A 14,300-nucleotide genomic window follows, 5' to 3' on the forward strand; every position below is an offset into this window, starting at 1 on the left:
ACCGGCAACCTCTCAAGCCGACGCGATAGCCCTCTCCCCCGCCCGGTAACCCCGTGCAACGGAAAAACATGAGCCAGGCAGCAGAAACAGGCATTGACGAGGCGATAGCGGGGGTCGCGCCCGGCTCGGATGAATTACCATCGGCCATCGCACCGCCAAGGACAGGTTCATCATGTTGCAGAAGTTGCTGGAAAAAATCGGCCTCTCCACCCCCGCTACCCCCTTCACCAAGCATGTCGCCGAAAGCCTCGAGGTGCTCGACATCCTCGTCCCGGGCCTGGCGACCCGCGCCGCCAGCTACGTGCTCAGCGGCCGTGACGAGACGGTGCTGCTCGACCTGGGCAAGCTCAACGGCGAAGAGGCCGTGGTGCTGCTCGACCAGCCGGCCACCATGGGCTGGTGGCACCCCTCGGGCAACGTGCGCAACGACGCGCAAAAGCACAAGAAGCGCATCAACGCCGCCGCCAACGCCCGCGCCCGCCTCTATATAGTCACCCCGGAAACCGACCCGCTGGCCCTCGCCCGCTTCGGCAAGGTGCTCGCGGCCGCCTGTCAGGGCGCCAACCTGGTGCGCACCGCCAAGGTGCCCGACTGGTTCATCTACCTGGTGGTGGATGCCCTGCACACCACGGTGAAGAACCTCGGCAACAAGCACGGCGAGGACATGCGCAAGCACTGGAACTTCGCCCTGCTGACACGCCTGCTGGCGGTGGACGAACTGCCGGCGGACGACGCCCTGCTGCTGGTCCTCGACCGTCGCGACCTCAACGATTACCACTGGCGTGAAATCGCCACCCTGCTCGCCCTCCCCGGCACCAGCGACTACCTGCTGCAGCACCCCGAGAGCACCCGCGCCCTGCCCGGCCAATTGTCGGCGGGCGGCTGCCTGACCCTGGTAGAGCTGCTCGGTAACCATCGCCCCCTGGCCGATGCCTTTGCCGACGTGCTGGTACGCCTGGCGGTGAGCGCGGCCAAGAGCGTGCGCAGCGCCGCCGCGCCGCACGTCGAGGCGCTGCCGCTGGAGGTCAAGCTCATCCACCTGCAGCACCTGCTGGAAACCGGCGCCAATAGCGAGCGCGCCCAGGCCGCCGACATGCTCGCCCGCAGCGGCGAGGAGGCTCGCGCCCTGCTCCAGGCACGCCTGGAGGTGGAAAGCTCCAAGCCCGTGCAGCAGGCCCTGAGCAATGCCCTGGCGCGCCTGGACAGCCAGACCCGCGCCCAGCAGGAGGAACTGCCCGAGGCCAGCGACTTCGAGCGCTGCGCCGAGGTCCAGCTCGGCGATGCGGTGCTGGAGCTGCTGCGCCAGAACCTCGTGGAGCTGCTGGAGGAAAGCCGCATCGCCGCCGAGGAGGAGGTCCGCCAGAACCTCGAACACAAGCGCAAGTGGGACTGGCAGCAGAAGACCTACAAGTCGCTGCAGGCGCTGGGCGAGTCGGACCTGCGCAACGCCCTGGAGCGCCTCAACGGCGCGGCGCGCGGCAAGTTCCCGAACGGCATGGACCTGGTGCTGCAATACAAGGGGCGCCTGGCCGCCAACCCCGACGTCAACCTGCTGCACATCCTCCGCTCCCCGGCCAACCGCCATTTCAACTGGTACCAGGTCGCCCAGTGGCTCAAGGGCGACGCCCTGCAGCGCCTGGACCTGCGCACCCTGGAAGACGCCCTGCAACGCAGTGGCCATGAAGACCCGGCGCGGGCCACGGCGGACATCTGCTTCGGCTGGAACTCGCCCATCGGGCAGATCGCCCCGGAGCGCGTCTGGCCCTTCTTCGCCGCGCACCCCGAGTTCATCGAAGAGGCCTTCGGCCTGCGCCCCGCTCCGGGCCGCTACAGCTACAGCGTGGCCACCACGCTGACCCTGCTGGAGCAGTTCCCCAGCCTGCCGGCACGCTTCGTCCCCGTGCTGCTCGAACTGGCCCTGGGCAGCAGTAAGACCAACCGCGCCGAGGCCCAGCAACTGCTGGAGACCCTGCCGGACATCGGCGACCGCGCCGTGGAAGCCCTGGCCTCGAGCAAGCAGGAGATCCGCACCCTGGCCGCCGAATGGCTGCAGCGCCTGGGCTACCACGCGGCGATTCCCGCGCTGAAGGCGGCCCTGGCCAAGGAAAAGCGCGAGACCGTCCGCGCCGCCCTGCTCACCACCCTGGAAAGCCTCGGCGAAGACATCTCCGGCCACCTGGCCCCGGACGTGCTGCTGGCCGAGGCGCAGAAAGGCCTGCAGGCCAAGCCGCCGGCCAGCCTCGCCTGGCTCGACCTGGACCACCTGCCCGCCTGCCAGTGGCTCGACGGCACGCCGGTGGAGCCGGCCATCCTGCGCTGGTGGGTGATCCTCGCCTGCAAGCTCAAGGAGCCGGCCGGCAACGGCCTGCTCAACCTCTACCTGGAGCGCCTGGCCCCCGCCAGCCGCAACGCCCTGGGCAAGAGCCTGCTGCTGGGCTTCATCGCCCAGGACACCCGCAACCCCAGCCTGGAAGAGGCCATCGCCTACGCCCAGGCCAACGTCGCGCGGCAGATGCAGAACTACCAGGCCTGGGCGAAGTACTCCCCCGAATACGCCGACATCACCCAGGAGCAGGCCTTCGAATCGCTGAAGCGCGAGCACCTGGCCAACTACCTGGGCAGCGCCATTGCCGACAAGGGCATCCTCGCCCTCACCTGGCACACCACCGCCCACGAGCAGGTGAGCCTGATCCAGGCCTACATGCGCGACCACTACCCGCGCCGCTCGCAGATCGAAGCCATGATCAGCGCCGCCGCCAACAGCAACGAACCCCTGGTCATCCAGCTGCTGCTGTCCATCGCCCGCCGCCACCGCACCGCCTCGGTACAGACCCGGGCCCGCGAGCTGGTGGAGCAGATCGCCCAGCGCAACGGCTGGAGCGCCGACGAGCTGGCCGACCGCACCATCCCCAGCGCCGGCTTCGACGAGAGCGGCGTGCTCACCCTGCACTACGGCGAGCGCCTGTTCACCGCGCGCCTGGACGCCGCGCTCAAGCTGGAGCTGTGCAACCCCGACGGCAAGGTGGTCAAAGCCCTGCCGGAACCGCGCAAGAGCGACGACCCGGCGCTGATCAAGGAAGCCAAGTCGCAGTTCTCCACCAGCAAGAAGGAACTCAAGCAGGTGATCGACCTGCAGAGCCAGCGCCTCTACGAAGCCATGTGCGCCGCGCGTCTGTGGCCGGTGGGCGAATGGCGCGAGTACCTGCAGCAGCACCCGATCATGCGGCACCTGCTGCAGCGCCTGGTCTGGGCGGAAGTCGGTGCCGACGGTGCCACCCGCCTGTTCCGCCCCACCGAGGACGGCAGCCTGATCGACCTCGACGACGACGAAGTGGAACTGGCCGACGACAGCCGCATCCGCCTCGCCCACGCCGCGCTGGTGGATGGCGAAACGGCCAAGGGCTGGGTGCGCCACTTCAAGGACTACAAGGTCAAGCCGCTGTTCGCGCAGATGTCGCGCCAGCTGCCGGAGATCGCCCCCGAAGCCGCCGCTGCCCCGGCCAGCGACAACAGCATCGGCGACCGCCTGGGCTGGCTCAGCGACACCTTCACCCTGCGCGGCGTGCTGACCAAGCTCGGCTACCAGCGCGCCGCTGCCGAGGACGGCGGCTTCTTCGACCACTACTTCAAGGAATTCACCAGCCTGGGCCTGCGCGTGAGCATCGGCTTCACCGGCAACTGCCTGCCGGAAGAGAACGTCCCCGCCGCGCTGACCCGCCTCGCCTTCGAGAAGATCGGCCGCCGCTGGTCCAGCGGCGACAACCTGCCGCTGGCCGATATCCCGCCGGTGCTGCTGGCCGAAACCTACGCCGACTACCGCGCCGCCGCCGATGCCTGCGTCGGCTTCGATCCCCAGTGGGAGAAGAAGACCCCATGGTAAGCACCGTTCTCCGCCAGGCCTCGGAACAGCATTTCGCCGAGGAACTGCAACGCCTGACCCAGGCCGACCAGCAGGCCGGCGCCGACCTGCCGCCCGGCTGGCTGCGCTCGCCGCGCTCGGTGCGGCGCTTCATCCTCGGTGACGAGGCGCTCGGCGTCAGCCGCAAGTTCTATGGCGACGACGCCCTGGTGGACCGCGCCATCGTCACCCTGCTCGGCCGCCAGGGCCTGATGCTGGTGGGCGAGCCGGGCACGGCCAAGTCGATGCTCTCCGAGCTGCTCGCCGCCGCCATCAGCGGTGACTCGATGCTCACCATCCAGGGCACCGCCGGTACCACCGAAGACCACATCAAGTACTCCTGGAACTACGCCCTGCTGCTGGCCGAAGGGCCGACCCAGCGCGCCCTGGTGGGCTCGCCGCTGTACCAGGGCATGAGCCAGGGCAAGCTGGTGCGCTTCGAGGAGATCACCCGCTGCCCGCCGGAAATCCAGGACGTACTGATTTCCCTGCTCTCGGAAAAGCAGATGATGATCCCCGAGCTGGGCGAGGCCGGGCAGCTGCACGCCCGCCCCGGCTTCAACCTGATCGCCACCGCCAACCTGCGCGACCGCGGCGTGCACGAGATGTCCGCCGCCCTCAAGCGCCGCTTCAACTTCGAGACCGTGCGCCCCATCGCCGACAGCGAATTCGAGGTGGAACTGGTGATGCGCCAGCTGCTCCGCGAGCTGGGCGACGAAGCCGGCAAGGTGACGATCGAGCGCGACGTCATCGGCCTGCTGGTCACCGTGTTCCAGGAGCTGCGTGGCGGCACCACCCGCGAAGGCACCGCGATCAAGGCCCCGGACGCGGTCATGTCCACCGCCGAGGCGGTCAGCGTCGCCTATGCCGCCGCCCTGGAAGCCCGCTACCTCGGCGACGGCCGCCTGACCCCGGCCGAGCTGGCGCGCCAGCTGCTGGGCGTGGTGTTCAAGGACAACCGCGACGACGCCAAGCGCCTGCGCCACTACCTGGACAGCGTGGTGCGCGAGCGTGCCCGCCGCGACGACCGCTGGAAGCACTTCTTCGACGCCAGCAAGGGCCTGTGGGACTGACCCATGCCGCCCGCACACAGCCCCGGCGCTGACCCGCGCCTGCCCGCGCGGCTGCAGGCCGCCGAGCGCAACCGCCAGGCGCTGGCTGAGGCCGGCCTGCATTTCGCGCCGCTGCGCCACCACAGCCCGGCCTGCGCCTTCGCCCTGCGCGCGCAACTGGACGAACTGCGCCCGGCAGCGGTGCTGATCGAGGGGCCGGCCGATTTCGACGCCCTGCTCCCCGACCTGCTCGACCCGCGCAGCCGCCCGCCCCTGGCGATCCTCTCCCAGCACCGCAACGGCGTTTCGGGCGATGCGCCGCCGCGCTCGGCGTTCTTCCCATTCTGTGACTACTCGCCGGAATGGCAGGCCCTGCGCGAAGGCCATCGCCTCGGCGCACAACTGGCCTTCATCGACCTGCCCTGGGCCCGCCAGGAAGCCGCCGAGGAAGACCCGGAACAGAGCCGCAGCCTGATGGCCGAGCGCTACCTGGCCCACAGCGACTACATCGCCGCCCTGGCCCGCGAGGCCCACTGCCGCGACCACGACGAACTCTGGGAGCACCTGTTCGAACTGCGCGGCGCGGACACCCTGCGGGACTGGCGCGCGCTGTTCGGCGACGCTTTCGCCTGGTGCTCCATGGCCCGCCTCGACTACGAGGACGACGTGCTCGCCGCCGAAGGCTCGCTGGCCCGCGAAGCCCACATGCTCGCCTGCATCCGCGACTGGCGCGCGCGCTGCGACGGCCCCCTGCTGGTGGTCACCGGCGGCTTCCACACCCTCGCCCTGGTGGAGGCGCTTGCCAGCGACAGCCCGCCCGCCGCCACACCCACCGCCAGCGGCGACAGTCAGGCCTGGCTGATCCGCTACAGCTTCGACCGCCTCGATGCCCTCAACGGCTATGCCTCGGGCATGCCCTCGCCGGCCTACCACCAGCGGGTCTGGGAGGCGTTGCTGGAAGACCCGGCAGACGGGCTGGCGCGCCAACGCATCGCCGCCCGCATCCTCAGTGCCATCGCCGCCGAAACCCGCGAACGGCAGCTGGCCGATGCCCTGTCCTTCGCCAGCGTCAGCCAGGCCGCGCAACAGGCCGCCGGCCTGGCCGCCCTGCGTGAACACCCGGGGCCGGGGCGCTACGACCTGCTCGACGCCATTCACTCCTGCTTCGTCAAAGGCAGCCTGGACAACGGCCAGGCCGCCTTCCTCGCAGCGGTGAAGAACCAGCTGGGTGGCAACCGCCTGGGCGATGTCCCGCCCTCCAGCCTGGCCCCGCCGCTGGTGGAGGAAGCCCGGCGTCTGGCCCTGGGCCACCGCCTCGACCTCAGCGACAGCCTGGCCCGCCGCGCCCGGCTGGACCTCTACCGCAAGCCCCGGCACCGCGCCCGGGGCCGCTTCCTGCACCTGATGGCCTACCTGGACAGCGGCTTCGCCCGCCACCTAGGCGGCCCGGACTTCGTCAACGGCACCGGCCTGGATCTGCTCTTCGAGGAATGGGAATACGCCTGGTCGCCGCTGGTCGAGGCGCGCCTGATCGAGCGCTCCGAACTGGGCAGCAGCCTGCGCGAAGTCGCGGTCCGCCGCCTGCTGGATGAAGAGCAGGCCTTGCAGACCAGCGGCCAGGGCCGCAGCGCCAGCCGCGCAGTGCAACTGCTGGCCCGGGCCGGTTCCATCGGCCTCGGCGAACAGCTGCCACGCCTGTTCGAGCGCCTGGCCGAACACCTGGAGGAAGACCCCGAGCTGGCCTCGGTGGTGACCTGTGGCCAGCGCCTGCTGCAGCTGTGGCGCGGCCGCGAGCTGCTGGGCCTGGACGGCTACCCGCAACTGCCGACGCTGCTGCAGCGCATCCTCCCCGCCACCCTGTTCCTGCTGCCGGGCCTCGCCGACTGCGACGCCGACCGTGAAGGCGCCGCCATCGACGCCCTGCTCGGCCTGCGCGAATTCCTCCACCTGGGCAGCAGCCAGGCCGGCCTGGCCCACCAGGAGACACCGCTGCACGAAACCCTCGACCGCCTGCAAGTCGTGGCCCCCGCCGGCATCGCCGGTGCCCTCGACGCGCTGCGTTTCATCGATGGGCGCAGCAGCGAGGAACACCTGGCCGCGGCCCTGCAACGGCGCTTCGGCCCCGGTGCCGACAGCGAAGGCGCGGTGCGCTACCTGACCGGGCTGCTGCAGGCCGCGCCGGAGCTGATCCTGCGGGTGGACGACCTGGCCCTGGGGCTCAACGCCCTGGTGGCCAACTGGGACGAGGCCACCTTCGTCCGCCACCTGCCGGACCTGCGCCTCGCCTTCACCCGCCTCAAGCCCCGCGAAACCGGGCGCCTGGCCGATCACCTGGCCGGGCTCAACGGCGTCGCCGGGGCCGCCCTCGACAGCGCCCACCACGAACTCGACAGCCACGACCTGCTCGCCGGCGCCGCCCTGCAGCTGGCGCTCAAGCGCTCGCTGGAGCGCGACGGGCTGCTGGCCTGGGCCCAGGAGACCCACCATGAGTGACCTGGAAGCCGCCCGCCGCTGGCGCCTGATCCTCGGCCGCTACGCCGACCGCGCACTGCACGAAGCGAAGTTCGACGCCGCCGACGCGCGCCTGGAGAAGACCCTCGACTACCTCTACAACCGCGAATACCAGCGTCGCGGCCACGTCCAGGGCGGGCGCGGCGGCTCGCTGGACGACAGCCAGCTGACCGCACTGAACTGGCTGGAGCAGGCGCGCACGCTGTTCCCCCGCTCCACCTTCGAGCGCCTGCAGGTGCAGGCCATCGAGCGCTATGAGATCAGCGCCCTGCTCACCGACCCGAACAGCCTGGCCACCCTCGAACCCAGCCCGGCGCTGGCCAAGGCCCTGCTCGGCGTGCGCGGCCGCCTGAGTGCGGACACCCGCGATGCCGTGCGCCAGCTGATCACCCGGGTGGTGGAGGAAATCCTCCAGCGCCTGCGCAACCGGTTCACCAACGCCCTGCACGGACGGCGCAACCGCTTCCGCCGATCGCTGGTGAAGAACGCACAGAACTTCGATTGGCGCGCCACCATCGCCGCCAACCTCAAGCACTACGACCCGCAGCGCAAACGCCTGCTGATCGAATCGCCACGCTTCAACGCCCGCGTCCGCCGACAGTTGCCCTGGGACATCATCCTCTGCGTCGACCAGAGCGCCTCGATGCTCGACTCGGTGATGTACAGCGCCATCTGCGCCAGCATCCTCGCCAGCCTGCCCAGCGTGCGCGTGCGCCTGGTGCTGTTCGACACCCAGGTGGTGGACCTCAGCCACCTGGCCCACGACCCGGTGGAGGTGCTGCTCACCGTGCAACTGGGCGGCGGCACCGACATCGGCAAGGCCATGCGCTACTGCGAGCAACTGGTGGAGAACCCGCAACGCACGGTGCTCACGCTGATCAGCGACTTCGAGGAAGGCGCCGCCGTGGGCCCGCTGCTTTCCTGCGTGGCGCGCCTCAACGAAGCGCGGGTCAGGCTGCTCGGCCTCGCCGCCCTGGATGACGGCGCCCAGCCGGTCTACGACCCGGCCATGGGGCAGCGCCTCGCCGACCGCGGCATGCAGATCGCCGCGCTGACCCCGGAGCATTTCGCCCAGTGGCTGGCCGAGGTGATGCAATGAGTGCCTGGCAGCAGCGCTACCGCAGCTACGACGATGCCGCGCTGGAGGTGCTGGCCAACGCCGGCCTGCTGCGCCGCGCCACCAAGGACGTGGAGGCCGGCAAGCTGCGCTGGCTGGAGAACGACGACCAGGGCGGCCTGGTGGAAGCCGACGGCCAGCAGGTGCGCCTGGACGGCAGCGGCGTCGATGCCGCGCGCTGCACCTGCCCCGCCAACGGCTGCTGCAAGCACATCCTCGCGGCCGTCATCTGGCTGCGCGAACAACCCGCCGATGCCGCCGGTGAGGCAGCGACTGAAGAGGACGCCGACCTGGCGCTGCGCGACGCCCTGGCCCAGGACCCGCAACAGCTGCAGAAGCAAGCCGGCAAGGCCGCCACGCGCAAGGCCCGCCAATGGCTCGGCGAGCTGGTCGAGGCGCAGCACCAGAGCCACGGCCGACGCCTGGCCATCCACCTGCCGACGCTGGCCTGCGAGGTCACCTACCTGGCCGGCGGCGGCTTCGACGGCATGCTCTCGGAAACCCGCGAAAGCGAACGCAAGGCCCTGCACCTCGCCGCGCTGGCGCTGCTGTTCCAGGCACAGGGGCAGCCCTGGGCCTGGCCGGCGGACAGCGAGCCGGCGCCGGCCGACCCGCTGCAACTGAACGCACCGGAGCAGGAATTGCTCGTCAGCGTCCAGCACCTGCTGCAGGAGCTGCTGCGCCAGGGGCTGTCCCACGCCAGCCAGGCCAGCGCCGTACAGCTGCGCATGCTCAACCTGTCCGCCCGCACCGAAGGCCTGCCGCGCCTCGCCGCCCAGTTGCGCACCCTGGGCGGGCAGATCAACCGCCTGGCCAACCGCGATGACCACATCAGCGAGCGCGAAGCCCTGGTGCAGATGGCCCAGGTGCACGCCCTGGCCAGCGCCCTGCAACGTGCCGGCGCCGAACACCTGCCCGCCCTGCGCGGGCGCCTGCGCCGCGACTACCAGGCCGGCGCCCAGCTCGACCTGCTGCCCCTGGGCGCCCACTGGTGGACCACCCCCGGCGGCGCCCGTGGCCTGACCCTGGCCTTCTGGGACCTGCAGGCCGGCGACGTGCTGGAAGCCAGCCTGGCCCGTCCGGATAACAGTGACCCGGGCTTCCGCCGTGAAGCGGTGTGGGCCCAGCAGGCGCTGTGGAAATCCACCCCGCAGCAGCTGTGCCAGGCGCCCCTGTGCCTGACGGCACCGCGCCAGGCCGATGACGGCCGCCTGGCCGCCCACGGCGACAGTCGCAGCCAGGCCCAGCCCCGTTGGCCCGCAGCGGATGCACGCCTGGCCGAGATCGGTATCGCCCGCTGGAGCCTGTTGCGCGAACAGCTCGAAGACAGCGCCGCCCTCAGCGCGGAAGCCCCCACCAGCCTGCTGCTGCGCCCGGCCCGTTGCCAGGAGGCGGTGCTCGATGAAGTGCGCCAGGTGCTGTGCTGGACGCTGGAGGACGACCAGGGCGAGGCCATCACCCTGGAGCTGCCGTGCACGGCGGAGCGGCGCGAACGCCTGGACAACCTGGAGCGGGCGCAGAAGGCCCGTGACGACATCCGCGCGGTGCTGGTGCGGCCGAGCCTGGATGGCCGGCGCCGGACCCTGGAGCCGCTGGCGCTGCTGATCGCCGACAGCGGCGAGCTGCGCTGCCTGTCGCTGGATTTCGAATCGGTGATCCGTGGCGGCCTGAGCCTCAACCGCCGCCTGTTCGAGCGCATCCAGCGCCTGCTCGACCGCCAGCGCCCCGTTGCCGCCGCCCAGGAAGCGCCTGGCCTGGCCGCGCGCCTGGTGGAACCGGCCCTGGACGTGCTGGAGTCCCTGGCCAGTTGCGGGCGCCAGCAGCTCTCGCGGCACCAGCGCGAGGTGCTGCAGCAGCAGGAAGTGCTGGCCAGCGCCGCCGGCGTCGAGCTGCTCGCCCAGCACCTGCGGCAGCTGCGCGAGCCCACCGAACTGCCTCCGCAGGCGCTGCTGGCCAGCAGCCACCTGATGAGCCGACTGCTGGCCCTGGGGTAGGGCCGACGGCGGTGCATTCCACCAGTCGAGAACCATTCTCGCCTTAGTGCCCGTTGGGGTGGGCGTGGTTATGCTTGGCCACGCACTTATGCATTCCAGTTCTTTGCATATACTCAAACATCACTTTTGCGCATAAACCTGAGCTGGTATCTTCCCCCGGCTCCGACAGGAGTGCGCGGCCGTGCGCGCAGAAAAGCTGTAAGCAGCCTGACAACAGGACATTTCATGTACGTATACGACGAGTACGATCAACGGATCGTCGAGGACCGCGTCAAGCAGTTCCGCGATCAGACCCGCCGCTACCTGGCCGGCGAGCTCTCAGGCGAGGAGTTCCGTCCCCTGCGCCTGCAGAATGGCCTGTATATCCAGCGCTTCGCGCCGATGCTGCGCGTAGCCGTGCCTTACGGCCTGCTCTCCTCCACCCAGGTCCGCAAGCTGGCGCAGATCGCTCGCGACTACGACAAGGGCTACGCCCACATCAGCACCCGCCAGAACGTGCAGTTCAACTGGCCGGAGCTGGAGGACGTGCCGGAGATCCTCGCCGAGCTGGCCACCGTGCAGATGCACGCCATCCAGACCAGCGGCAACTGCATCCGCAACACCACCACCGATCAGTTCGCCGGCGTCGCCCATGACGAGCTGGTGGACCCGCGCCCCTGGTGCGAGATCATCCGTCAGTGGTCCACCTTCCACCCCGAGTTTTCGCACCTGCCGCGCAAGTTCAAGATCGCCGTCAATGGCGCCGTGAGCGACCGCGCAGCCATCGAAGTGCATGACATCGGCCTGGAAGCGGTGAAGAACGAAGCCGGCGAGCTGGGCTTCCGCGTCTCCGTCGGCGGCGGCCTGGGCCGTACCCCGATCGTGGGCAGCTTCATCAACGAATTCCTGCCCTGGCAGCACCTGCTGAGCTACCTCGACGCCATCCTGCGTGTGTACAACCGCTATGGCCGTCGCGATAACAAGTACAAGGCGCGCATCAAGATCCTGGTCAAGGCGCTGACCCCGGAAGTCTTCGCCGAGCGCGTGGAAGCCGAATGGGCGCACCTGAAGGATGGCCCGACCACCCTGACCGAAGCCGAAGTCGAGCGCGTGTCCAAGCACTTCGTCGATCCGGCCTACAAGGCCCTGGACGACCAGGCCGCCGCCCTCGCCCAGCTCGACGCCGAGCACCCGGGCTTCGCCCGCTGGCGCCAGCGCAACGTGGTGGCCCACAAGAAGCCGGGCTACGCCGCCGTGACCCTGTCGCTGAAGCCCACCGGCGTCGCCCCGGGCGACGTCACTGACAAGCAGCTGGACGCCATCGCCGACCTGGCCGACCGCTACGCCTTCGGTGAAGTGCGCAACAGCCACAACCAGAACATCATCCTCGCCGACGTCGAGCAGGCCCAGCTGTTCACCCTCTGGGGCGAGCTGCGCGAGCAGGGCTTCGCCACGCCGAACGTGGGCCTGCTGACCGACATCATCTGCTGTCCGGGTGGCGACTTCTGCTCCCTGGCCAACGCCAAGTCGATCCCGGTGGCCGAAGCCATCCAGCGCCGCTTCGATGACCTGGACTACCTGTTCGACATCGGCAACCTGGACCTGAACATCTCCGGCTGCATGAACGCCTGCGGCCACCACCACGTGGGCCATATCGGCATCCTCGGCGTGGACAAGAAGGGCCAGGAGTTCTACCAGGTCTCCCTCGGTGGCAGCGCCGGCCGCGAAGCCAGCCTGGCGCAGATCCTCGGCCCATCCTTCGCCCAGGAAGCCATGCCCGACGTGATCGAGAAGATCATCGACGTCTACGTGGAGAAGCGCACCGAAGAAGAACTCTTCCTCGATACCTATCGCCGCATCGGCATCGACCCCTTCAAGGAGCGCGTATATGCAGCGAATAATTAAGAACAACCAGGTCATCGACGAAACCTGGCACCTGCTGGACAAGGACGCGACCCTCGACGGCCTGTCCAACTGCGACGACCTGATCGTGCCGCTGGCCCTGTGGCGCGATCATGCCCATGCGCTCAAGGCCCGCGACGGCGGCCTCGGCGTGTGGCTCGATGCCGACGAGGAAATCGAAGAGATCGCCGACCAGCTGGACAACTTCAAGGTCATCGCCCTGAACTTCCCGGCCTTCACCGACGGTCGCCACTCCTCCACCGCCTACCTGCTGCGCGAGCGCTATGGCTACAAGGGTGAAGTGCGCGCCATCGGCGACGTGCTGCGCGACCAGCTGTTCGCCCTCAAGCGTTGCGGCTTCGACGCCTTCGCCCTGCGCGCGGACAAGGACCCCTACGACGCCCTCAAGGCCTTCGAGGACTACTCCGAGGTCTACCAGGCCTCCAGCGACCAGCCCCTGCCGCTGTTCCGTCGCCGCTCGGCCTGAGCCGCGCAGCCATGAAAAAGCCCCGCATATGCGGGGCTTTTTATTGGGCATGAACCTGCCAACGTAGCCCGGGCTTCAGCCCGGGGAATGGGGCGTGACCATGTGCCAGGCCAGGCATCGCCTGGTGGATGAAAAGAGCGTCATCCACCCATCGGTCAACACCGTGGGTTGGATCGGCGCCGTAGGATGGGTAGAGCGTAGCGAAACCCATCACCGCAAACGCCGGCTCGCACCCGACCTACAGGCCAAACACAGCCTGTAGGGGCGACTTCAGTCGCCAAGCAGGCCGCAGGACTGCCTTGACTCCGCGCCTCCCTGCAGCACCGCCTGGTGGATGAAAAGAGCGCCATCCACCCTACGTACCGGTCGGCATCGCAGCTCGAATTGGGTGCGGTTTTGTAGGTTGGCGCCGAGCGCAGCGAGGCCCAAAGATGCGCGGATCGGGTCTGCTGGCACCGACGTAGCCCGGGCTTCAGCCCAGGACGCACGCCGTTTCATGGGGCGGATCATGTGCCAGGCCAGGCACCGCCTGGTGGATGAAAGGAGCGCCATCCACCCTACGCACCGGTCGGCATCGTGGTTCGAATTGGGTGCGGTTTCGTAGGTTGGCGCCGAGCGCAGCGAGGCCCAACGGTGCGTGGATCGTGTCTGCTTCGACCTCAACCCAATCTGCCGATCACCGCTTCATGCCCGCACGCTTTCCCAGGCCACCTGGGCCAGCAGGTCACGGCAGTCGGCGAGGCTGCTGCGGGTGCGGCCGGCCAGCCAGTTGCGGGCGAAGTCGTGGGTGGGGCCGATCACCACCGAGGCGAAGCAGTCCTCGGGCAGGGCGCGCAGCGCGCCGGCTTCGCGGTGGGCCTGCAGCGCCGCGAGGATGCGTGCATGGTGCTCGCGGTTGGCCTCGCGCAGTTGCTCGCCCACCTCGCCGGCTTCCACCCGCGAGCGGCTGTGCAGGACGAAGCGCGCCCAGTCGGGGTTGGCCACCACCCAGTCGATATACGCCGTCACCAGCAGCTTCACACAGGCCTCGGCATCGGCGGCCTTGGCGAAGCCTGTCTGCAACAGCTCGGCGTATTGGCCGACCCCGGCCAGGTAGAGCGCGCCGATGATCCGTTCCTTGTTGCCGAAGTGGTGGTAGAGGCTGCCGATGCTGGCGCCGGAGCGATCACGGATCATCTCGATGGTGGTGGCGTCCACGCCTTCCTCGGTGAAGCACTGGAGGGCGGCCTGGAGGATGTCGTCTTTGCGCGAGGAACGAGCCATGGAACTCCCGATGCATGACTAGAATATAATTCTAGAATTCTTTTCTAATTTTCATATACTGCTGCGGCGCGCGCTCATCTTCAATCCACTCACGAGA

General features: G+C 69.2%; 8 protein-coding genes. 7 read left to right on the top strand and 1 reads right to left on the bottom strand.

Annotated elements, in window-relative coordinates; genetic code table 11:
* Positions 1 to 172 precede the first annotated feature (172 nt).
* The 7 genes from PI990_RS21685 to PI990_RS21715 all read left to right on the top strand — a co-directional run bounded on the left by PI990_RS21685 (position 173) and on the right by PI990_RS21715 (position 12,940).
* Entirely contained in the window at positions 173 to 3,880 is a 3,708-nt protein-coding gene (locus PI990_RS21685; RefSeq protein ID WP_271658445.1) for a DUF4132 domain-containing protein, read from the top strand.
* A complete protein-coding gene (locus PI990_RS21690) occupies positions 3,874 to 4,971 on the top strand; it encodes an AAA family ATPase (protein WP_021221774.1) in 1,098 nt (365 codons plus the stop codon). The genes PI990_RS21685 and PI990_RS21690 overlap by 7 nt, the downstream gene beginning before the upstream one ends.
* Positions 4,972 to 4,974: 3 nt before the next feature.
* A complete protein-coding gene (locus tag PI990_RS21695) occupies positions 4,975 to 7,443 on the top strand; it encodes a DUF5682 family protein (protein ID WP_271658446.1) in 2,469 nt (822 codons plus the stop codon).
* Positions 7,436 to 8,560, top strand: coding sequence for a VWA domain-containing protein (locus PI990_RS21700; protein ID WP_021221776.1), 1,125 nt, complete (start codon positions 7,436 to 7,438; stop codon positions 8,558 to 8,560). The genes PI990_RS21695 and PI990_RS21700 overlap by 8 nt, the downstream gene beginning before the upstream one ends.
* Positions 8,557 to 10,572 (top strand): SWIM zinc finger family protein, encoded by a 2,016-nt coding sequence (locus PI990_RS21705; RefSeq protein WP_271658447.1) that lies wholly within the window; start codon positions 8,557 to 8,559, stop codon positions 10,570 to 10,572. Before PI990_RS21700 ends, PI990_RS21705 begins: the two co-directional genes overlap by 4 nt.
* A 225-nt stretch (positions 10,573 to 10,797) precedes the next feature.
* Complete coding sequence (locus PI990_RS21710; protein WP_271658448.1) at positions 10,798 to 12,456, top strand: nitrite/sulfite reductase; 1,659 nt, start codon at positions 10,798 to 10,800, stop codon at positions 12,454 to 12,456.
* The gene (locus tag PI990_RS21715; RefSeq protein ID WP_271658449.1) at positions 12,440 to 12,940 is read left to right on the top strand and encodes a DUF934 domain-containing protein; all 501 of its coding nucleotides are present in this window, start codon (positions 12,440 to 12,442) and stop codon (positions 12,938 to 12,940) included. Before PI990_RS21710 ends, PI990_RS21715 begins: the two co-directional genes overlap by 17 nt.
* Positions 12,941 to 13,624: 684 nt before the next feature.
* Here the strand turns inward: PI990_RS21715 and PI990_RS21720 are convergent.
* Positions 13,625 to 14,203 carry a TetR/AcrR family transcriptional regulator gene (locus PI990_RS21720; RefSeq protein ID WP_021221780.1) on the bottom strand — a complete coding sequence of 193 codons (579 nt, stop codon included), beginning with the start codon at positions 14,201 to 14,203 and terminating at the stop codon, positions 13,625 to 13,627.
* Between the last annotated feature and the right edge of the window lie 97 nt (positions 14,204 to 14,300).

It is taken from the genome of Pseudomonas sp. TUM22785, assembly GCF_028198105.1.
In the GTDB taxonomy this organism is placed as follows: Bacteria; Pseudomonadota; Gammaproteobacteria; order Pseudomonadales; family Pseudomonadaceae; genus Metapseudomonas; species Metapseudomonas solani.